16 protein-coding genes are annotated in these 21,978 nt (G+C 53.3%); 7 read left to right on the top strand and 9 right to left on the bottom strand.

What is annotated here, in order from left to right; all coding sequences use genetic code 11:
• Positions 1–156: 156 nt before the first annotated feature.
• Entirely contained in the window at positions 157–1,098 is a 942-nt protein-coding gene (locus IVG45_RS01110; RefSeq protein WP_196436070.1) for an SCO family protein, read from the top strand.
• A gap of 468 nt (positions 1,099–1,566) precedes the next feature.
• Positions 1,567–4,314 carry a multicopper oxidase domain-containing protein gene (locus IVG45_RS01105; RefSeq protein WP_196436069.1) on the top strand — a complete coding sequence of 916 codons (2,748 nt, stop codon included), beginning with the start codon at positions 1,567–1,569 and terminating at the stop codon, positions 4,312–4,314.
• Positions 4,315–4,822: 508 nt separating this feature from the next.
• On the opposite strand, the gene IVG45_RS01100 is transcribed toward IVG45_RS01105, so the two are convergent.
• The 8 genes from IVG45_RS01100 to IVG45_RS01065 form a co-directional block, all read right to left on the bottom strand.
• Positions 4,823–5,212, bottom strand: a complete 390-nt coding sequence (locus IVG45_RS01100) for a response regulator transcription factor (protein ID WP_196436068.1) — start codon at positions 5,210–5,212, stop codon at positions 4,823–4,825.
• Between the two features lie 158 nt (positions 5,213–5,370).
• The gene (locus IVG45_RS01095; protein ID WP_196436067.1) at positions 5,371–6,006 is read right to left on the bottom strand and encodes a response regulator transcription factor; all 636 of its coding nucleotides are present in this window, start codon (positions 6,004–6,006) and stop codon (positions 5,371–5,373) included.
• On the bottom strand, positions 6,003–8,645 hold the full coding sequence (locus IVG45_RS01090) for a PAS domain-containing protein (protein ID WP_196436066.1): 2,643 nt from the start codon (positions 8,643–8,645) through the stop codon (positions 6,003–6,005). Before IVG45_RS01090 ends, IVG45_RS01095 begins: the two co-directional genes overlap by 4 nt.
• Positions 8,646–8,917: 272 nt before the next feature.
• Complete coding sequence (locus IVG45_RS01085) at positions 8,918–9,493, bottom strand: alpha-ketoglutarate-dependent dioxygenase AlkB family protein (protein WP_196436065.1); 576 nt, start codon at positions 9,491–9,493, stop codon at positions 8,918–8,920.
• The gene (locus IVG45_RS01080) at positions 9,490–9,903 is read right to left on the bottom strand and encodes a bacteriohemerythrin (protein ID WP_196436064.1); all 414 of its coding nucleotides are present in this window, start codon (positions 9,901–9,903) and stop codon (positions 9,490–9,492) included. Before IVG45_RS01080 ends, IVG45_RS01085 begins: the two co-directional genes overlap by 4 nt.
• Positions 9,904–9,991: 88 nt before the next feature.
• Positions 9,992–10,612 carry a glutathione S-transferase family protein gene (locus IVG45_RS01075; RefSeq protein WP_196436063.1) on the bottom strand — a complete coding sequence of 207 codons (621 nt, stop codon included), beginning with the start codon at positions 10,610–10,612 and terminating at the stop codon, positions 9,992–9,994.
• Positions 10,609–11,085 (bottom strand): amine oxidase, encoded by a 477-nt coding sequence (locus IVG45_RS01070; RefSeq protein WP_230874702.1) that lies wholly within the window; start codon positions 11,083–11,085, stop codon positions 10,609–10,611. The genes IVG45_RS01075 and IVG45_RS01070 overlap by 4 nt, the downstream gene beginning before the upstream one ends.
• Before the next feature lie 257 nt (positions 11,086–11,342).
• Positions 11,343–11,957 (bottom strand): DUF938 domain-containing protein, encoded by a 615-nt coding sequence (locus IVG45_RS01065; protein WP_196436062.1) that lies wholly within the window; start codon positions 11,955–11,957, stop codon positions 11,343–11,345.
• Between the two features lie 50 nt (positions 11,958–12,007).
• On the opposite strand from IVG45_RS01065, the gene IVG45_RS01060 reads away from it, so the two are divergent.
• Positions 12,008–13,159, top strand: coding sequence for a GNAT family N-acetyltransferase (locus IVG45_RS01060; RefSeq protein WP_196436061.1), 1,152 nt, complete (start codon positions 12,008–12,010; stop codon positions 13,157–13,159).
• Positions 13,160–13,352: 193 nt separating this feature from the next.
• Here the strand turns inward: IVG45_RS01060 and IVG45_RS01055 are convergent, their stop codons facing one another.
• A complete protein-coding gene (locus tag IVG45_RS01055; protein WP_196436060.1) occupies positions 13,353–14,447 on the bottom strand; it encodes a PEP-CTERM sorting domain-containing protein in 1,095 nt (364 codons plus the stop codon).
• A 383-nt stretch (positions 14,448–14,830) separates the two neighbouring features.
• Here IVG45_RS01055 and IVG45_RS01050 point away from each other — a divergent pair, with 383 nt between their 5' ends.
• The 4 genes from IVG45_RS01050 (at position 14,831) to IVG45_RS01035 (ending at position 21,957) form a co-directional block, all read left to right on the top strand.
• Entirely contained in the window at positions 14,831–15,496 is a 666-nt protein-coding gene (locus IVG45_RS01050) for a response regulator transcription factor (RefSeq protein WP_196436059.1), read from the top strand.
• On the top strand, positions 15,496–16,815 hold the full coding sequence (locus IVG45_RS01045; protein WP_230874701.1) for a sensor histidine kinase: 1,320 nt from the start codon (positions 15,496–15,498) through the stop codon (positions 16,813–16,815). The genes IVG45_RS01050 and IVG45_RS01045 overlap by 1 nt, the downstream gene beginning before the upstream one ends.
• A 178-nt stretch (positions 16,816–16,993) precedes the next feature.
• On the top strand, positions 16,994–17,761 hold the full coding sequence (locus IVG45_RS01040; RefSeq protein ID WP_196436058.1) for an ATP-binding protein: 768 nt from the start codon (positions 16,994–16,996) through the stop codon (positions 17,759–17,761).
• Positions 17,758–21,957: a PAS domain S-box protein gene (locus IVG45_RS01035; protein ID WP_196436057.1), complete on the top strand. Its 4,200-nt coding sequence runs from the start codon at positions 17,758–17,760 to the stop codon at positions 21,955–21,957. Before IVG45_RS01040 ends, IVG45_RS01035 begins: the two co-directional genes overlap by 4 nt.
• Positions 21,958–21,978: the final 21 nt, after the last annotated feature.

The following is a 21,978-nucleotide window of genomic DNA, read 5'->3' as shown; positions in this document are numbered from 1 at the left end:
GCCGAAAGATTTTGTGCTTTGTGGGTGAATGCCGGAAATCAAACACAAGGTTCAACAAATCAAGTGAATTTCTAAAATTTTTTTCGAAATAAGCCTAGTAATGGAAGCTCGTGCCAGGGACGCGGCCTTTTCCACAGATTCGAAAGGAGAAAAACCATGAGGTCAACTACAAGAAGATTTGGGCGGGGCATCGCTGTTTGCCTGCTGGCGGGCGGCTTATTCCTGTTCGGAGCCGGTACGGTCCAGGCCGGCCGCTTGGGCGCCGACTATTTTCCCAATGTCCAACTGGTCAATCAGGATAACCAAACCCTGAAGTTCTATGACGACATGCTCAAGGGCAAGGTGGTCGCGATCAACTTCATCTACACCCACTGCGGGGACTCCTGTCCATTGGAAACGGCAAAACTGCGCCAAGTCCAGAAATTGCTCGGCGAGCGGGTGGGCCGGGATATTTTCATCTATTCGATCAGTATCGATCCCGAACACGATACCCCGGCGGTACTCAACGAATACAAGCAAAAATTCAAAATCGGCCCAGGCTGGCAGTTCCTGACCGGGACAAAAGCGGATATCGATCTGATTCGGCGCAAGCTCGGCATGCTTGGCGACGAGCATGATCTCAGCGATCACAACGTCAACTTGATTGTCGGCAACGAGACCAGCGGCCAATGGCTAAAGCGCACCCCCTTCGATGTGCCTCAATCGATAGCCTGGGCGCTGGGCGAGCGGCTGCAAAACCACGCCGGCGGCGGCTTAGCCGGAAATCAGGATTATGCGAATGCCACGCGGCTGCCGGACATGGGCCGCGGCGAGGAAATCTTCCGCTCGCGCTGTACCGCCTGCCATACCGTGGCCGGCAACGATGAGCTGGGACCGGATCTTAACGGCGTGGTCGAGCGCCGGGAACTTACATGGTTGACCCGCTTTATCAAGGAGCCGGATCTGATGCTGAAGGAAAACGATCCCCTGGCGCGGGAACTATTGGCCAAATATAAAAATATCCCGATGCCCAATCTGAAATTAAGCGATGAGGATATTCAGGCCTTGATCGAATTCCTACGACAGGAAAGCAAGCGCCGGCCAGAGGGGGCGGGATGAATCGATGACGAGGGGAGTAAGGATTTGATTGGAAATAATTTCCCTGAATTCCTTGTAGGGGCGATTTTAATCGCCCTGGGCGAATGAATTCGCCCCTACAAGACATTCGAATATCGGGAACTTATTTTTCTAAAAGTTCAGCGTGTCGAAGCAATATGTTCACGGAAGGCATCTCGCGCTGACTTTCCTGAAAACAGAGCATTAAGTTTCCAATGCAAGAGGGAAGCGTGGCTGTGTGATTTTGGTTGCTTATCGGGACGGGAATACCCGAATAGGCGTTCGCAACAAAAGCGAGTTCCCGCGGATAAAGCTCCGGCTTTGTCGGGAGCGATTAACTTAGGGGTGATGAAAATGAAAATGTATCTATGCAAACGATCAATGAAGACTGCTCGCACCGATGCGGGCGGGAGCTTATTATTTCGACCGGCCAATAGTCTTGTCCGTCCATCGCGACCACCATTAGCGGCAATGATCCATGCCATTGCGATCAGCGGCGCTGTCAGTCTGGCGCCTTTAGCCGCGGTCCAGGCGGCGGTTAACGTACCAACGGATTTGCCGCCTAGCCCATTGTTCGGCGCGACAGCCTTCAGTCAACAGATGCTGCTGTTCGAGGAGTTCGGCACCCAGCCCTTGCCGGATCCGAATACTTCGGCCGCCTCCCTACCCGGCCCGGTGGGTGCCGATCCCTGTAACGGTACACCAGATTCCAACGCGCTGGATAATTTTCTTGAGCACCCCTTGTCCCCGGCACCAAGTTGGGCGGCCAACACCAGCCAGCCCAATCCTTGGGCGAACCAGATTTCGAACTGCATAGGCAGAACAATGACCGGCGTCATCGAAGGTAGGCCACAGGGCGAATGGTTCTCCCACCAACGTTGGAATGAATTTTTCCCGCAACAATACTTCCAGAGCGCGCAAACCGGAGCACGAATCAACGGCGGCATTCGCGACAACCTACAGTTACACGGCTATAACAGCGGTGAGTTTGGTCCCGTGGTTAGCGGACAGGAAAACCGGACCGGCCTCTACCACAACACCGTCGGTCCGGATGCGCAAGGGAATCTCGACAGCGCATTCGACGGCAGTACCCGTAATATCGGAATCCGCATTCATCCCAACATGCCGATTCAAGAGCCACAGTCAGTGTGGACCTTCGATGGCACGCTTCCACCCAAACTGCTGATGGCCCGTTACGGGATTCCCACTTTGTTTCGCCATTACAACGCATTGCCGATAGACATCGCCGCCAACAACGGTTTCGGCGAGCACACCATTAGTACCCATGAGCATAATGGTCACAATCCGGCCGAGAGTGACGGGTTTTTCGGCGCTTATTTTTACCCCGGTCAGTTCTACGACTACCGTTGGCCGATGCAGTTGGCCGGCTACGACAGCATCAATACCGACGCTTCCAAACCGCGCGCGGCCACGCCGTGCTCGCCCGGCGAAACGCTGATGATACCCGACAACAGCGGCGTGCCAACGGCCAAAACCTGCGATCCCGCCACCGGAACAGTCAAGATACGCGGCGACTGGCATGAGACCATGAGTACGCATTGGTTCCATGATCACATGGCCGATCGCACCGCGCAGAATGTCTACAAGGGCAATGCCGCGATGATGAATTATTACAGCGCGATCGACCGAGGCAAGGAAGGGTTTCAATGCAATTACGCCAATCCCAACAATGCCAATCTGTGTTTCCCCAGCGGTACCACGCTGGACTGGGGCAACCGCGATTACGACATCAACCTGGCGATTGCCGACAAGGCCTGGGACGCGAATGGACAGTTGCACTTCAACACCTTGAATACCGACGGTTTTCTGGGCGACGCGATGACCGTCAACTGGTTATATAAACCCTATCTCGACGTGCGAGCCCGCCGTTACCGCCTACGCATGCTCGATGCCAGCGTGTCGCGCTTCTTTAAGATCGCCATCGTGCGCGAGTATAACGACGCCGGCAGCGGCGAGATGCCCGGCCCGGCCGGCTCGAACAAATCCTACAGCCGCGTGCATTTCCACATGGTCGCCAACGACGGCAATATCATGGAGCATGCGGTACCCTTTCCCAATCCACAGTCCAAGGATTTACCGGTCATGAGCATCGCCGAGCGGCATGACGTCATCATCGACTTCAGCCAGTTCCCGGCCGGAACCAAACTTTACATGGTCAATACCCTGGCATTCTCCAACGGTAAAGGCCCTGAAAAGGTGATCCCACTGGCCGACATCCTGAACGGTAGCTTTGCTCCCCAACTCCAGGCCAATAGCTGGAAGGATGACCCAACCGTCACCAAGTTTCTGGAACTTCGGGTGCAACCATACAGCGGCACAGATCTCAGCATGAATCCGGCCGACTACGAGGTGGGTAAAAAGATGATGGTTCCGCTGGTCAAATTCACCGATGCGGAACTGCAGAATGCCAAACACCGCACCTTCGAATTCGGCACCAGTAACGCCACCGACGGTAAGCCCTGGAGCATCAGGACCGATGGCGGCAAGAAATTGACGGCGGATCCTTCGGTTGTCTCGGCCGCCCCGGAACTGAATGATCTGGAAATCTGGCACTTCATCAACAGCGGCGCGAGTTGGGCGCATCCGGTGCATGTCCACTTCGAGGAAGGCCAATTATTGTTACGCGGCAACGCCGACGGCAGCAAGCACCATCCGCCGCTTTGGGAGATTGGAGCACGCAAGGATGTCTACCGTGTTTCAGGTCTGGGCGAGCCGAATATACCCGGCCTTACCCCCTTGCCGGACGAAAGTATGACCATCGACGTGGCGATTCGCTTCCGCGAGTTTCTGGGCACTTACGTGGAACACTGCCATAACACCCAGCACGAGGACACGGCCATGTTGTTGCGCTATGACGTCGAGCATCCAGGCCAGGTTATTCGGATACCGACCCCGTTGCCCAACTGGGACGGCGTCAGCTATGGTCCTACCGACCAGCTGGGCACCATCAAGACCGGCGATTTGAATGCCGAGGCCAGTTTCCAGCCCCCCGCGCAACTGACGGCGGACCTGAATAACGATACCGTGGTAAACAACCTCGACTCGGGGATCTTAAAGTCCAGCTTTCTCTACCCTGGGTTGTGGTCGGCCAACATCAATGAAGATCAGGGCGTCAACAATCTCGATACCGGGATACTTAAGTTACAGTGGTTGAATACGACAGGCTTTCCACTGCCGCCAAATAACACGCTACCTTAAATCATCTCCGGACGGGCAGGCATAGATCAACCAAACGCATGCCCGCCTGGAACCAGGATAGTGTGTTGAAACAGTGGAAGAGGCTTTAGGGGTGCGATTCAAACCGAAGCGTAAATTAACGAAACGCTACGCGAAGCTGATTTTAAGTCGGTTCTCGGACCGACTGCCGAGTTGCTTTCTTTTGCTCGGCCAAAAGAAAGCAACCAAAGAAAAGGCCGCCCCAATACCGCCTGGATCCTGCGCTTCTCGCATTTGACGAGGGTTTTCTCAAGGGGCTCCCAGCCCCTCCGAAAACGAGCGGCATCCCTGCCGCTCCCCTGGCGGGCTATTCTCGTCAAATGCTGCGATGCTCGGGGCGGTATCAGGGGATTAACCCCATGCCTTCGGCATATTTCCGCTTCGCGGTTTTATTGCAAAAAAATTCGCCTGGGTCTGAACCGCCCCACCTAAAGCCCCTCCCACTCGGATCAATAACGACTCGAGTTTGTTTCGATACTCAAGGCAGTTTTCAGAGCCAGCGGCTTCTATCATCATGCCGGATGGCATGGCATACACTTTCTATCATCAAATGCCTAGAACAAGGGCACTCCAGAATAGCAAACGCACCAATCCGCAGGATCGGCAACAAATCCCGTATGATTCCGATACCGGTCATGAAGATAACCGGGATCGAACAATTTCGTCTGTTTAGTTCTCGTAGAACCGCTAAGCCATGCATGTCGGGTAGGATTGCATTCATCAACACGCAACCGGGACGATCGGCCTGGTAGGTTTTCAGAAATGCTGTTCCGGAAGCATACACTTCGACTCTAAATCCGGACATGCGCAAGGATATACCGATGGCATCGCGTACCGCCGCATCGTCGTCCAAAAAAAACACGGTCGAATCTATATTCATACCAGCCTCCTCGTTGCTGATCTAAACATTCGGCAGGCAGGGTTTTAATGCCTTTCTTGCGATGAAATTACAGCAAAAAGACCTTAAAATTGAAATACGTGCGGGCACCTACCGGCAAACGCTTAGCCGATACGATGGCTATCACGAGGCGGCTTGAGTCAGGTGGACTCGAAAGGAGGGTCGAGGCACAGCCGGCAAGTTTCACAAATATGGGCTAGTTCCAGCAGATTGGCGGCACCGGTTTTTTCCATGACCCTGGCCCGGTGAATCTCGACGGTTCGGTGGCTGATGTCCAGCTTACGGGCAATTTCCTTATTGGCAAGTCCCGATACCACCCAGGTCATGACCTCCATTTCGCGCGCCGTCAATCCACTTAGCCGGCGGCAAAGGGCTTGTTCCTCCATGGTTTTGGCGTGCATCTCGACTTCCTGTTGCAGCGCTTCCCGAACCCGTTTAATCAAAAGTTCGGAACTGACGGGCTTGGTCAGAAAATCGAGCGCGCCGGCCTTGATGACGCGAACGGTCATCGGTATGTCGCCATGCGCGGTGAGGAAGATGATGGGCAAATGGATATGGCGGCGACTGAGTTCGGCTTGCAATTCTTGGCCGTCCAGCCCAGGCATATTGACATCCAGCAGCAGGACGCCGATGTTACCGGGACAAAAACTTTCCAAAAAGTGCTCGGCGCTCTCGAACGTCCGGCAAACAAAGCCGGCTGCTTCAATCACCAGCTTCAGACTATCGCGGACCGCAAAGTCGTCGTCGACTAGAAAAACGCAAGGTTCGCTGCTCATTTCGCAAAGGGTAAGGTAAAGTGAATACTCAGGCCGCTGTCGGCATTGCGTTCCGCCCACATGCTGCCGCCGAAGGATTGAATCAAGCTGCGGCTGATAGCCAAGCCCATGCCCAAGCCGGTGGATTTGGTCGTGTAGAAAGGCTGAAATAGGGTTCTAAGCGGAATGCCGTCAGCCACGCCTTTTCCGCTGTCGCAAACGGTGACTTGTACCATGTCCGGATCGCCTTCGGCGCGGCGGGTGCTGACCGTCATGATCTCGGCGTCTTCCCCCCGTTCCCGCATCGCTTCCAGGCCATTGCCGATCAGATTGAGCAGCACTTTCTGAACCTGCAGCGAATTAGCCATTACCAAGGGTAAATCAATGGCCAGTTCCAGCTCTATCTGAAAAGCATCAAATTCCTTGTACCTCAAGATGAATTCGAGTGCCTCCTTCACCGACAGATTGATATCGACCGCCTCCCTGATGGCTTTGGTTTGTTGCAATTGGTCCAACAATTGCCGTATGACTTCCGCCGCGCGGCGGGCTTGTTGGCCGCAACTTTCCAAAACATGGGCCAGTTTTTGCGGGTCTGGACTCCCGATTTGCAGCAGTTTGAGCGCAACATCGGCATAGGAGTTGATGGCGGTCAGGGGCTGGTTTAGCTCGTGCGCGATCGCGGACGCGGTCTGCGTGGCTACCGATAACCGGAACGAGTGCTCCATCTTGTCGCGGCGCTGGGCGAGTTCCCTGGATTTCATATACTCGGTAACATCCAAATTGATGCCAAGCATCCGGTAGGGATGGTTGGCCTGGTCTCGCAACAAACCTCCGCGCGCATGAATCCAGCGGTAAGAACCATCCTTGTGCCGCAGGCGAAACTCCAGCTCATAGTCCTGTTGACCGCCGGCGATATAATTTTCCGTGGCCGTCACCACCATATCCCTATCCTCCGGATGCAGGCGGGATTCCCACTCATCCCAGCAGTTGGCTAATTCGTGCTCGTCAAAACCAATTTGCTGTTTCCATTCCGGGGACAGGTACAATGCTTGTGTCTCTAAATCCCAGTCCCAATATGCGGCATGCACCGCTTCCACGGTCAGCGCCAACCTGGCCTCGGTTTCACGCAGCATGATTTCGGCCGCTTTATGTTCGGTAATGTCGAGGTGGGTAATGATGACGCCCTCAAAACTGTGATTGACGCGTTTGGCATGCATCAGAAACCACAGTAAGCCGTCGGCGGTTGGGCACGGATATTCCATGAAGAACTCCTGCCGCTGTCCGGCAAACAACGACTCCAGGCCATTGAGAGCCTTGCTGGCACCGGAGTCGCCGGCGGCGGACCAGCGGCGGCAGACATCCAGATAATTCGCGCCCACCGAAAGTTCGCAAACCGAGCCACCCTGTTCGCGCGCGAAGCGTTCCCAAGGCTCATTGACGGAGGTTACCTTGCCCTGCTGATCCAGCAACACGACGTGTTCGGGCAACGAGTTGAGCAAATCCCGCACAAATGCCTCGCCCGCGCGTACGACCTCCATGGCCTGCTTTAGCTCGGTAATATCCTGCACCGTGCCGACCATGCGCACAGCTTCGCCATCGGGACCTGTTTCGAGTTTACCGCGTCCTTGTAACCAACGAATCGAGCCATCCGGCTTGTGAACTCGAAACTCAATCTCCGCCGGATTGTCACCCGCCGCGCAGGATTCGACCCATGCCCGCATGGCCGGCCGGTGTTCCGCATCCAACAAGGCCAGAAACTGCTCAAAGGTCAGGTTGAGATGGCTGTCGGACACGATGCCATAAAGCCGTAAACCTTCTTCACTCCAGTTTACCCGGCCGCTAGCCATATCGACTGTCCAACTACCGATGTGGGCGATGGCCTGCGACTCCGCCAGCAAACGCTGACTTTCCTTCAACTGCTCTTCGGCTTGCTTGCGCCGGCTAATGTCCTGAGTAGTGCCGAAAGCCCCTATCAGTTGCCCATTGCGATCGAATTCCAATTCAGCCTTCTCGCGCACCCATTTCAACTCGCCCGCCACCATAAGCCGATGTTCAATGTCGTAAGGCTCGCCCCGCAGACAAGCCCGCCACATCCGGTCGACGTATTCCAGGTCATCCGGATGCACGCAGCCGAGAAAAGTTTCATAGCTCATCGGCGTCCCCTTGGGAATGCCGAAAATACGGTGATTCTGGTCGGACCAGTACAATTCGTTAGCTTGCACGTTCATACGCCAACTGCCGATTTGTCCCACGGCTTGCGCGTGGTTCAAATCGTACCTGCTGTCCCTCAGCGTCTTGGTTAAGCGCCGATGAAATCCGGTAGTGGCTATCATCACCGCTGACAATATACAAAAGCCGATGTTTAAAACAACAATATCGTCGGGTGTTGAAATACAAAGCGGAATCAAGAAATAGCTATTAGCTACGAACAAGGATAACAGCATCGCGAAAATACCTTGATGCAAACCGAACCAAAAAGTGGCTTGAATAATCGCGAAAAAAAACAACAGGAATGGTGCTCGTAAACCCAGCACCGGAATATAGAACGTCGCTACAGCCGCGGCACTGACGGCCAGAAAGGCTAGGCCATAGCGCACCCAAACCGGTTGCCCGTCAACATAATCCAGAATAGCTTGAGTTTTGACGCTATGCGTTACCATCGGGACAGGGTGAAATGGTTAATCCGCTCCTTGGACGTTTATTGTTCTATAAAATGTTCGAAATCAGTTAATTAAATTTGTTAGAGACGCCGAGATAAAAGCCGGTAAGTCCAATGGTCCGATGACGCGGGACATCTAACCTACGCCGGCCACTCGTCCATCAACCGCGACAACACCATCGACACCATGGGGCAATCCATAGACTGTAGAATCAGTAGCAAATTGTTCGGGGATATTTTTACCGGCTTTGATTCGGAAAGTCCAGCGGCCGACTAAATTTGTAAGCCGTTCACTCTACGAAAGGTCAGATTAATCCGAGCCTGGCGGCTGGTTTTGTCTTCCGGCACGCTATGCAACCAATGGGTTTGAAAGGCCGGCCGCATGATCAGCAAACAACCGCTGCCCAACAAAATTCGGCCCTGTTCCGATGAACGCTTATGTTTGAAGGCAAACGCCCGCTCCGCGCCAAAGCTGACCGAGGCGATAAAGGGGTTCTCGCCTAATTCCCGTTCGTTATCCGCATGCCAACCGACATGATCGTCACCGTTTCGATAACAGTTGACCAACACCGAATTAAACGAATAATCCAGCAACGATTCGACCTTAATCCTGATCTGGCTCAGCATCTCGGTCCAGGGCCGGGTTTCCAGCAGATTGTTGCTATAGCTATAGCGTATGCCGGCATCGGCATGCCAGGTCTGCAGGCGAGGCAAGACAAACTGTCGGCCGGCGAAGTGATAACAATTATCGGGCCAGTCATGTTGGCGCAGAAAATATTGAAGAATTCGCGCGCTTTCGGCGCTAGGGTAAAATTGGTTGATGAGTTCCAGTTCCGCGCAGTCCGTCATCCGGCGACACCGTCATGGGTCTGACTCCGGAGTTTGATATACACGGCCAGCGCGCTATCCATCGTGGCGACATGTAATTGAAACCATTGCGGCAAGCGATCTCTGACAAACGAGCGCCCAAAGGCAATCAAGCCTTTATCAACCCTGGTTTTGAATTGCTTGAATTCGCCCAAGACCCGCTGGTGCTCGCCCGTATGTTCGGCCTCGGCCGGAAATCCGCACTGCCGCATCAGTTGATTTTCCAGCGCAAAGTGCTGTTCGGTATGTTGGTATAGCTGTTGAAACAAGACCGCGAAGTCGGCATCCGCCGCGTTATCCAGCTGATTCAGCAGTTGGATGAATTCGTGATGATCGTGATCGATCGCCGGGTAGCCGACGGTGAGGGTGTCGGTTTTTTCAATTAATGCCATGCTCGGTTCACCTAAAATGCTGTTTATGTTCCGCCTGAGTCAAACCCATTTAGGGCTTGGTAACAATCAACTTACCGGTCGGGCAGCTTTATGTCGGACGATAGCCTTCTTCCATCAACACCCGCCTTACCACCGGCCGCGAACACATCAAGCGATAATGAGCCAGACAATTTTCCGGCAAGACGATATCGGATTTATCGGCCCAAAATTCGACATAAAACAGGGCGGCATCGGCAATGCTGAAACTGCCCAAGGCATAACCTTGGCTGGGCAACAGATCGTTTACCAGCTGAAAACCTTGTTGCACGATGCTTAGCCCCTGAGCTTTGACCGCCTCGAAATCGGCCGGATTAGGGCTAAATTTAACGGTGGTGAATATCCTGGCGAAGCCCTGTCCATGCAAGGTGCCGACCACATAATCGATCAACTCGATCGCGCGCGCATCGCCGGCGACATCCCCCGGCAGCAATTGGGCCTTGGGATAGCTGCGCGCCAGCCAATAAGCGATGGCGGCGAACTCGGTCAGGACTGTGCCGTCATCAAGCACCAGGGCCGGAATGGTCGCCTTGGGGTTGACGGCTAAAAAATCCGGTTTTTGATGATCGCCGGCCAACAAATTGATGATATGGGCTTCGAAAACCAGTTCCAGCTCTTCCAGCAAAATATGAATCCCGGTGGAGCAGGAGCCGGGGGTTAAATAGAATTTCATCGGCATTCCAGAAAAAAGTCGTTGGCATTTATCGCAAAGCCTTGCCAGAGTTCGGCGATGTCGCGCTTTACTTGGTTCAGATAGGCGTTATCGGGTTTATGTTCGTCCGGAAAATTGGATAGGGCGCAAGAGGTGCGATGCTTATCGACCGCAAATAACAGGAATTCGTCGACAAAGCCGTCAAAGGCGGCCAGCATCCGCCGGGTTAATTGGGACAAGCCTCGATCGACCGCCACCTCGCGGCCATCGAACGGCAAGGTCTGCAAATGTTGCAAGGCTAGCTCGTAGCTCTGTTGCAGCACGGCCAGCACATTGCGCTGAAAGCAACGATCCCATTGCTGTTTGGACAAATCCTGGGCCAACAACTGTTGATACTGTTTTTGCATCAAGGGTTTGGCTTCGGCCATATAACGTTCGAACCGAGCGAGGCTATCCGTATTTGTCTGTTCCCGGCTGATCATACTTGTGACCATTGCGGCTCCTTAGGCGATTTATGGAAGTATATTTCCCCACTCAGAGAAATTTGCCGTTGACTGAGCGGACTTGTGCTCAGCGAACAACCGATTGTCGTTTCGCTGAACTGATTAAGACATTCAAGATTAGGGCCAATCCAGCACTGGCCGGCCTTTGGGCCGCCAGCCGGCCGATAGCCGCGCCAAACGGCTAGCTACCGCTGTCGCAAACCGGACAAAATCTTCCGATTTGTATCGGATCACACCGCGTCGGGAATTTAACAGCTTTTCCTCTCACCCCGCTTAAACACCAGCAGCCGATTATTGGCCGGCATCGCATGATCGGCCTGCAAATCAAGATCTATGGCCGAAGCTAAAGCCACGACGTCTTCAAAGTGTCTGATGCCGCTCAGCGGATTCCGGCTTTTCAGCCATTGATCGAAACGAGCGTTGCTTTCGCTGGTGTAGGTTCCGTGGTAATTGAATGGGCCGTAAAAACAGACCGAGGCGCCGACCCTCAGGTAACGGTCCAATCGCTCGAACAATATCCGCACCTCGTCCCAACTCATGATATGCAGAGTATTGGCGGTGAATAAGCCATCAATGGCCCGGCACGGCCATGCCGTATCGCAAACATCCAGCATTAACGGCGGCTCCAGATTACTCAATTGGGCCTGGTCCAGCCATAAGCGAATGCCGGGAATATTGTCTTGCCTATCGGTGGCTTGCCACCGGACATGCGGTAAATTCGCGGCGAAATGACAGGCATGCTGGCCGGTGCCGCTGCCGATTTCCCATACTGTTGTAGGCTGGCAAAATACCTCCTTGATGATCTCTAAAATGGCTTGCTTGTTATTTTCGGAGGCCTGCGAGAAGGGTTTCTCTATCGTCATAACGGTGCTATTGCTGTAATCTGGATGTTTTGAATGTACTGTTTTCGGAAATGGAAGTAAAACAAATCCATAACCTGACACAAATCGACGCCGATGACTGGAATCAATTGGCCGGCCTCGATGATCCTTTTCTGCGCCACGAATTTTTAGCGGCGCTGGAACAAAGCGGATCGGTCCGCGAACAGACCGGCTGGCAGCCCGCGCATTTACTGGTTTATGAGCAAGGCCAACTGCTTGCGATGATGCCGCTGTATCTGAAACGGCATTCCTGGGGCGAATATGTATTCGATCAGCAATGGGCGCAAGCCTACCGGCAATCCGGGCTGGATTATTACCCCAAGTATCTGAGCGCGATTCCGTTCACCCCCTGCCAAGGCCGGCGTTTACTGATCAAACCCGGTGTCGATTCCGGCCAAGTCCTACAAGTATTGTTCGACTTTATCCGGGATCTTGCCCATCAAAACAGCATATCCTCCTGGCATTGCCTGTTTCCGGTTTCGCCTCAATTGGAACAATTGCAATCTCTGGGAATGAGCATACGCGAAGGCGTGCAATTTCACTGGTTTAATCGCGGCTACCGTGATTTTGACGATTATTTGCAAACACTCGGCGCCGGCAAGCGCAAGATGATCAAGCGCGAGCGCCGGCGCGTGGCGGAACAAGGGATTGAATTATTGCGCATCGCCGGGTCCAATATCACCGAACCGCAATGGCAAGCGTTTTATCGGTTTTACGGCATGACCTATAGCAAAAGATACTCGCAGCCTTATCTAAACCCGGCATTCTTTCGGCAAATATCGGCTAGCATGCCCGAACAATGTTTATTGATTCTAGCAGTCAAGGACCACGACTACGTCGGCGCGGCGCTGAGTTTTGTCGGCACTGACACTCTGTACGGCCGCTATTGGGGCTGCCATGAAGAATATAACGCCCTGCATTTTGAAGCCTGTTATTACCAGGGACTGGATTATTGCATCGAACAAGGCTTGCGGCGCTTCGATTCCGGCGCGCAAGGCGAGCACAAGATTTCCCGTGGCTTCGAACCCGTCACCACCTACTCCGCGCATTGGATACAAGATACCCGCTTCGCTCAAGCCATTGCCGACTTTGTCGGACGCGAGCAAAAAGCCATCCAAGCTTATAAACAGGATGCGGCGAGTTATCTGCCGTTTAAGCAATCCGGTTTGGAAAGAAGTGGTTAGAGCCGAAGAATTCGATTGCTTGCCGCCAGCCCCGCTTGAAAACCTAAAACGGCTTTGCAAACCGGGCTATTTTCCTGAAAGGTACACCAAAACCACTGTTCCCTGGCTATACAGTCCCAGGCACTATCGGGCCAATGTCAGTCCAGCACGGACTCGGACTACCCCCAACCGGGATAGCCCGATATTGGATTAATTAATTGGTAGTTGAACGCTTCCGGCGTGATATGCCGATAAAGCCCGCCAAAGCCGAGCCGAATAGCCAAACCGCGCCGGGAACGGGGACTTGTGCCGGGAATTCGATAGGGCCATTCAAGTTCGCCGCGATCATTTGCTGACCGATCAAGCGGCCGACATAAAGATCGATGTTATTTGCATCATCCGCGAGATCATCTTCGCAAGTACCGACGTCGGTACATGTAGCTTCATGTTCTTCGTTGTAAGTACCGGCAAAGGCAAAATATTGATAGGTTCTCAATACCTGCTCGGCATTAACGCCTGCTTCCTGCTCGCCGCTATCGAGTTTATTTTGTGGATCATCGGGATCCAGTGCCAGACGGCGCTGTAGCAGTCTCCATTCCACTTCTACCGCATTAGCATCATTCTTGTCGGCGATTTTGTCCGGATTATTGGCCATCAAATCATCAAGATCGGCCATGTGATCTATATCAAGCTCGGTCTTCATGACCTTTACCCAAACCGCATCGGAAAATTTTTGGCTTTGCGGCGCCTCGGGAGCTTCGGGCGCTTCCACCACAAACTGCACGACGGCGGGCTGCTGAGGGTTTCCAGGCGCTTGGGGAGCGGGCTGAACCACGTTGACGATAGGAGCCCCAATCAAGTTTACCGCCGTACTGCGGTTACCCGATTGATCCAGCCAGTAATAACGGGAGGCGGTTGGATTGCCATTCAGCGCTAGGCCAAAATGCTCGCAACCGTCGATAGTTATACAGGAGTGGCCGCCGGTGTTGGTGATAGGCGTTGTGTAAGGCGCCGTGGCATGTACGCCCCCATCGTAGTAACGAATAATGGTATTTCCATTGACACCGCTTACCTGCCCGGAGCCGTAATGCCAGTTCTGGAAGGTGTAGTAGTTGCCGTTATAATTAGCGATTGAAGACGGATCCAGGCCTTCCAATTCAATTTCAAACCCATAATAGGAGTTGGTGGTTGAGTCATTAAAAACGTCGAAATTGCCCAAAGTACCGTAGGTGGTACTCGCCATGGCCGTATTAGCTCCAATTAATCCAGCGCCGCCTAGTAAGGCGGCAATTAATTTTTTAGTCATCATTAAAATTTCCCTGCTAGGAGTTTATAAAAGAAGCCGTCCCAATTGGTTGGACAATTCAGAAATAGTCTTGACTGAAACCCATCCACTGTTGAAAGGCTAGCCACCATAGCTCGGCAAGATAAATTTAAGCTTAAAAATTGATTAAACTCACATTATTGTCATCCCGTTCAACTTGCGAGGAACGCAACTTTCTGCCTGTCAATCTAGCATTGACCGGGTTTTCCCCATGCAATCGACCGGCCATCGCAACATTCTCGTTGTTGGTTGTTTATCGAAACATTGCCGACTCTGCCAAGTTAATATGAAACCAAGCTGAATAATTACCCGGCATTGCACTAGAATCTTCACGGCAATTCCCCTCTCAAAACGACACAAAAATTACAATGCGGCTATTACTTGTGGAAGACGATCCCGATTTAGCAAGGTCTTTAAAATCGGAGCTGAAAATGGCGGGCTTTGCCGTCGATGTGGCATGCGACGGCAAGAGCGGAGAGTATTTGGGCCTAACCGAAAGCTATGATATTGCCATCCTCGATCTGGGATTGCCTAAACTACCGGGGCTGGAGGTATTGCGACAGTGGCGGCAAGCCGGAAACAATCTACCGGTGATTGTTTTGACCGCCCGCGATGCCTGGCATGAGAAGGTCGATGGTTTCAAGGCCGGCGCTGATGATTATTTGGCTAAACCTTTTCATATTGAAGAACTTCTAGCACGGGTACAGGCATTATTGAAACGTTTGCATGGCTTCGCTCAGCCTCAACTGCTCCATTCAGGAGTAGCGTTGGATGAAGAGCGAAAAACCGTTTGCATCGATGCCGGTCAGCCAGTTGAACTGACCGCAATCGAATTTAGGCTGTTACGTTACTTCATGCTTCACCCCGGGCAAATTTTGACTAAAAGCCATTTGCTTGAGCATGTCTATCAGCTGGACACCGATCCGGACAGCAATGTTATCGAAGTCTACATCAACCGCTTACGCAGAAAACTAGGCAAGGATTTGATCGTTACCCGCCGAGGTCATGGTTATTTTTTTGGTGAAAAAACCTGATGTCTTTGCGACGGCGGCTTAATCGCGGTTTAGCCATCATTCTTTGCGTGATTTTTGCCGCGCATTGGTCGGCGGCGGACTGGGTGATTCGGGCTGTTGCCGAAAAACAGATGTTGACTCGATTGACTCACGACGGTGACTCATTGCTGGACACTTTGAGCGTGGATGCGAACGGCCAACTCAGGTTTGATAGTTCGCATGCCGGTTCCGTATACGGACAAGCCTATTCTGGCCATTATTTCGTCATACATATTGGCGACCGGGTGTTTTATTCGGTTTCATTGCAGGGACAAACCCTGCCGTTCGCGCCGACGCCAAAACAAACCAGCCGACAATACCACTTCGATACCGGGCCCCATCAGCAACCGTTGCTGGTGTTGAGCCGGGGCTTCGAAAAATTTGGACATCAGGTCAGCATTAGCATTGCCGAGGATTTAACCGATATTGGCCACGACATCCTTGGCATTCGCATAGCGTATTTCGGCTTGAGTTTACTGGTTTTAGCGGCGGCCATTCTGTTGCAAACCTCCGATGTCCGACGGGCACTCATGCCGATCAAAGCGGTTCGCCGGGAACTGGCTCAGATTGCCAACGGTAATCAGCAACAAATCAACACCCTGGTGCCGGTGGAAATTCGGCCGTTGGTCAAGGAAGTCAATCGTTTGTTGCTGCTGGTCGAGCGGCGCCTGAATCAGTCGCGCACGGCTATCGGCAACCTGGCACATGCCCTAAAAACACCGCTGGCGATGTTGTTTCGCCTGGCCGAAGACCCGATCCTGCGCGAGCATCCGGATTTTCGGCAACAATTTCAGCAACAAAATGACGCCATCTTGCAGCGTATCGATCGAGAGCTTAAACGCGCGCGCATATCCGGCAGCTTCCAAACTGGCGCGGCGTTTAATCCGCATTTGGAATTAACCGCGGTAGTCAATCTGTTACGCAACATCTATAGCGATAAACAATTTGATGTTGAAGTTCGCGTTCCCGATCAATTGATGCGTTACGATCGCGAAGACATGTTGGAGCTTATCGGCAATCTGTTGGATAACGCCTTCAAATGGGCCAGACGGCGGATTCTGGTCGAAGTGGATTGTCGCTACGGCGCCATTATCAGGGTATCGGATGACGGCCCAGGCTGCACCGAGGCCGAGATTGCACAACTCAGCCAACGGGGAATGCGCCTTGATGAAGCCGTCCAAGGCCATGGCCTTGGATTGGCTATCGTTCGCGATATTGCCGAATTTTATGCTGGAAGCCTGCAGATTGGTCGCTCTTCACAACTTGGCGGCCTATCGGTTACCGTTCAATTACCCCACTAAACCTATAAGCCATTGATCAAAACCCCCCATACTCCCAAGGCTATCGGCATTTGAACGATTACTGTTTTAACCGGAATACATGTCCTATCAACCGGAACCGCCGGATCAAATGCGCGGCTACTATCGCTTGCTAAAAAATCATACAATCAGGCTCCATCAGACAACCCGCGGAAAACTCATGATCGATTGGAACACCACCCATGCGGCCATCTGGCGCCAGCGCCAAGCCTATCTACGCCCGGTTCGTCAAACCGACCCGATTCGCCTGGATCAATTGCTGGGCATCGATTCGCAAAAACAACAGCTGATCGCCAATACCGAACGCTTTCTGGCAAACAAACCCGCCAACAACGCATTGTTGTGGGGCGCGCGCGGCACCGGCAAGTCCTCGCTGGTCAAGGCCTTGTTGAACACTTATAAAGACCGGGGCTTGCGCATCATCGAAGTGGATAAACAGGACTTGTTGTATCTGCCGGAAATCGTCGACAGCATCCGCGAACACGACCAGCGCTTCATCATCTATTGCGACGACTTGTCGTTCGAAAGCGGCGATAGCCTGTACAAACCGTTGAAAAGCGTACTGGAAGGTTCGATAGAGCTGCCACCGGACAACGTGCTGTTTTACGCCACCTCGAATCGCCGGCATTTGCTGCCGGAACATATGCGCGACAATCTGGAGACGCAATTGGTGGACGGAGAAGTGCATTATTCCGACACCATCGAAGAAAAAATCTCGTTGTCGGACCGTTTCGGTTTACGGCTGGCTTTTTACCCGCAACAAACCCAAGCCTATCTGGAAATAGTCGACAGCTATTTCGTCGATTTCAACGGCGACCGCGAAACCTTGCACAAAGCGGCCCTGGATTTTGCCCATCAAAATGCCGCCAAAAACGGCCGCAGCGCCAAACAATTCTTTAATGCTTATTGCCAAATCCAACGCGAATGACAGTTGAGCGATCCGATTTTCGATCCATTTTCTTCTCTTTAGGCGTCCGTTCAGCCTTTTTACGCTACGGACTGACGCTGCTGGTGGTCGCGGCCGCCACGCTGGCTACGCTTTATATTCCCGTGTTTGCCGAACAGGTTGCATTTCTGTTGTTTTTCTTCGGCATTATTCATAGCTCTTTCTGGCTGGGACGGAATCCTGGCATCCTGGCGACAATTTTATCCTTGATCGCGGTCAATGCGCTGATCTTGCTACCAAGGGGCATCGAACTCCATAACCTGTTGATTTTGAATAGCTGCTTTTGCCTGGTCTCGGCCTACATTATCGCCACGGCCAGTTCCCATGGACGATCGGCCGAAGCCCTATGGCAAAGCCACCAAGACTTGAATCTGGCGCAATCGGTCGGACAAATCGGCAACTGGCGCATTAACGTCCAACGTAACGAATTGCTTTGGTCGGATCAGACTCACCGTATTTTCGGTATAGCCAAGGGTCCGCCGATGACCTACCAAACCTTTCTTTCCGCCGTGCATCCCGATGACCGGGCCTATGTCGACCGGATGTGGCAAGCCGCCATGCACGGCGAACCCTACAATATCGAACATAGGCTGCTTGTCGCCGGCGAGGTAAAATGGGTCCGGGAGAGAGCCGTACTGGAATTCGATCAAAACGGCAATTTAGTCGGCGGGTTCGGCACCGCCCAGGATATTACCGAACAGAAGCGAAGCAAGCTGGCCCTGTTGGAAAGTCAGCGGCGCTATTCCGGAATTGTCGAATCCGCGATAGATGCGATTATTACTATCGGCGCCGATCAACGTATTGTGCTATTCAACTCGGCGGCGGAAAAAATGTTCGGTTGCAAGGCTGACCAGGTAATCGGCGAAACTCTCGACCGCTTTATTCCCGAGCGGTTTCGTAGCGCTCACGAGGCGCATATCCGCGCTTTCGACCTTCACGGCATCACCAGCCGTAAGCAGGGTGAACTTAAGGCTGTTACCGGCCTGCGAGCCAATGGCGAGGAGTTCCCCATCGAGGCCTCCCTGGCCCAGTTCGAAATCGACGGCAAGAAAAAGTTTACCGCCATTCTGCGCGATGTGTCGGAACGGGTACGAATAGAGTTTGCATTAACGGAACGGTTAAGGTTGCAGGATCAACTGGTCAAGGTTGCCTCGACAGTGCCGGGACTGATTTATTCGTTCCGTTTGCGTCCGGACGGCAGCTCTTGCATGCCCTACGCCAGTCCCTTTATCGAATCGATCCTCGGATTCGGCTTCGATCAGGTTGAAACAGATTTTAGCCCGGTATTCGCCCGTATTCATCCCAATGACATCGGCCGCATTCAGGCATCGATCGCCGAATCCGCCCGCACCCTGCAACCCTGGCGAAATTCATTTCGCTACCAGCATCCGGCCAAGGGTGAAATCTGGATCGAGGGCCATTCCATGCCGCTACGCGAGGAGGATGGCGGCACGCTCTGGCATGGCTATATCCAGGACGTCAGCGCTCGGATTCAGGCCGAAAAGGAGTTGCAAGAACGCATCGACCGTTACGAACTGGTACTGGATGGCGCTCAAGACGCAATTTGGGACTGGGATATCGTCAATAAGCAAGTGCATTATTCTTCCCGCTGGAAGGCTTTGCGCGGCTATGCCGAAAACGAAGTCGGCAGCGGCGAGGAAGTATGGCAAGCCAACATTCATCCCGACGACCTAAGCCGCGTGCTGGCGGCCTTACAATGCCATTTCGAGGGCAATAGCCCGGTATTTAGCCAGGAATACCGCATCCGCTGTAAGGACGGCTCCTGGAAATGGATATTGGACCGCGGTATTGCCCAAAAAAACAGCGATGGAAAAGTAATCCGCATGGCCGGCTCGGAAAGCGATATTACCCACCGCAAAAGGGTCGAAACGGCATTGCGCGAGCGAGAAAGGGAGTTGCGCTTGATTATGGATGCGACGCCGGCGCTGATCTCCTATGTCGATACCGATTTCCGTTATTTGCGGGTCAATGCGACCTATGAAAAATGGTTCGAGGTTGGCGCGGAAAAGATTATTGGACAGCGGGTACCGGAAATTATTGGCGAAAACGCCTGGAACATGGTCCGCCCCTATCTTGAACAGGCACTCGCCGGTAGGCAGGTAAACTTCGACCAGCAAATTGCCTATGGAAACCATCAACCCCGCTGGGTGCAAGCTACTTATATCCCTAACCGCGATGCCGGCGGAACAATCACCGGCATCGTGATTCATGTCGTCGACATTGAGGATCGAAAACAAGCCGTGCAACAAATTGCTCAATTAAACAAAGACTTGCTGCGCCGAGTAGATGAAATGCAGGCTATTTTCAATACCGTGCCGATCGGACTGAGCATCGCCGATGGCACGAACGGTCCGACTATTCGAGGTAATCCGGCGCTAGAACGGATATTCGGCGTACCGGCGGGAACCGATCTGGCCCAGCTTAGCCAGGTCATGCCGGCTGTTTGCCTGATGCAAAACGGACGCACGTTGACGGCCGAGGAGTTGCCGACGCAGCGCGCCATCCGAGGTGAAGCGGTCAGCAACCAAATCGTAACCCTGTTGGGCCAAGACGGTTTGCAAATGACATTACTCAGCAATGCGTCGCCCTTGTTCGACGAATCCGGACAACCTCGGGGCGCGGTAGGCGCCTTTTTGGACATCACGCCACTCAAGCAAGCCGAAGAATCGTTAGCGAAGAGCCAGCTGCAATTTCGGCTGTTCGTCGAGCAGGCGCCGCTCAGTGTCGCGATGCTCGACCTGGACATGAACTATTTAGTCACTAGCCGCCGCTGGCTTGATGAGTTCGGGCGCGGATACGCCGATTTGATTGGCCGTAATCACTATGCCGTAAACCCTGATCTCCCCACGGAATGGAAAAAAGTCTATCAATTGGCACGGATAGGCGCCTACCTGAAAAACGACGACGACCTTTGGATCCAGGCCGACGGTAGCCGCCATTGGCTGTGCTGGGCGGCCTATCCCTGGACCACCCCGGAGGGACGGATCGGCGGGATTATGATTTCCTGCGAGGATATCAGCGCGCGCCGCCAGGCCGAGCAGGAATTACGTAATTCCGAGGCGCGTCTGGCACTGGTGGTCGACGAGGTAAAGGCCGGGTATTGGGACTGGGACCTGATTTCGCGCCAGTTATTCTTGTCGGCGGAATTGAAACGGCAAATCGGCTTTGACGACAACGAATCACTGAACCAACGAGAGGAATGGGAGCGCCGCCTGCATCCGGACGACCGGGCTTTTGTCTTGAACTTGATAGAAGATTACATGGCCTGGCACCAGCCAAATTACGAAGCGGAGTTTCGCCTGCTGCACAGGGATGGTTCGTATCGATGGATTCATTCCCGTGGCGTGTTGTTGAGAGACGCCAACAATCAGCCCTATCGGATGCTCGGCATCAATTTGGACATCACCGACTACATCAAGCAAAGGGAACTAAACGAGCGGCGCGATAAAATGGAACAATCGTTTCGATTAAATGTAGCAGTCCAGACCGCCGCCGCGATCGCCCACGAATTGAATCAGCCGCTGATCGCCATCTCGTCCTATGCCGACGTGGCATTGCACCTGTTGCAATCCGAAATTCCCAATCCGCAAAAACTCCGCCAGATTCTGGAGAAAAGTTCCGCGCAAGCGCAGCGTGCCGGCGAAGTCATACGCCAATTATTGGCGCTATTGCAAAAAGGGGAAAACCCCGGAGAGCCGTTGGACATCAATACTGCCGTCCATGAAGCGATCGACTTGGCTAATGCGGACGGACTCCTGGACGACTATAAAATTGAACTGGATCTGGCAACCGGGCTACCCCAGGTTAAGGCCAATGCCCTACAAGTGCAGAAGGTGTTAAATAATTTGTTGCGTAATGGCCTGGAGTCCATGCGGGAACAGGGTGCAAAAGCCGAAACGCTGACCCTGACAACCCATCGCCATGAAGCCGATCCATCGATGGTGCGGGTAACGGTGCGCGACAGCGGAATAGGTGTCGCGGATGCCGCCTCGCTTGGAAAAATCTTCCAACCCTTCTACACCACCAAGCCCGCTGGTTTAGGCATGGGCCTTGCCATCAGCCGCTCGTTAATTGCCGCGCATGGCGGAAAAATGTGGGCCGAACAAAATGCCGGCAACGGCATCGCTATTCACTTCACATTACCCTTCCTGGTCTGAAGCCTCGGCCCTTGCATCGAT

Source organism: Methylomonas sp. LL1, from assembly GCF_015711015.1.
In the GTDB taxonomy this organism is placed as follows: Bacteria; Pseudomonadota; Gammaproteobacteria; order Methylococcales; family Methylomonadaceae; genus Methylomonas.
Note: the sequence above shows the minus strand (reverse complement) of the source record. Positions and strands in the feature narration are given on the sequence as shown.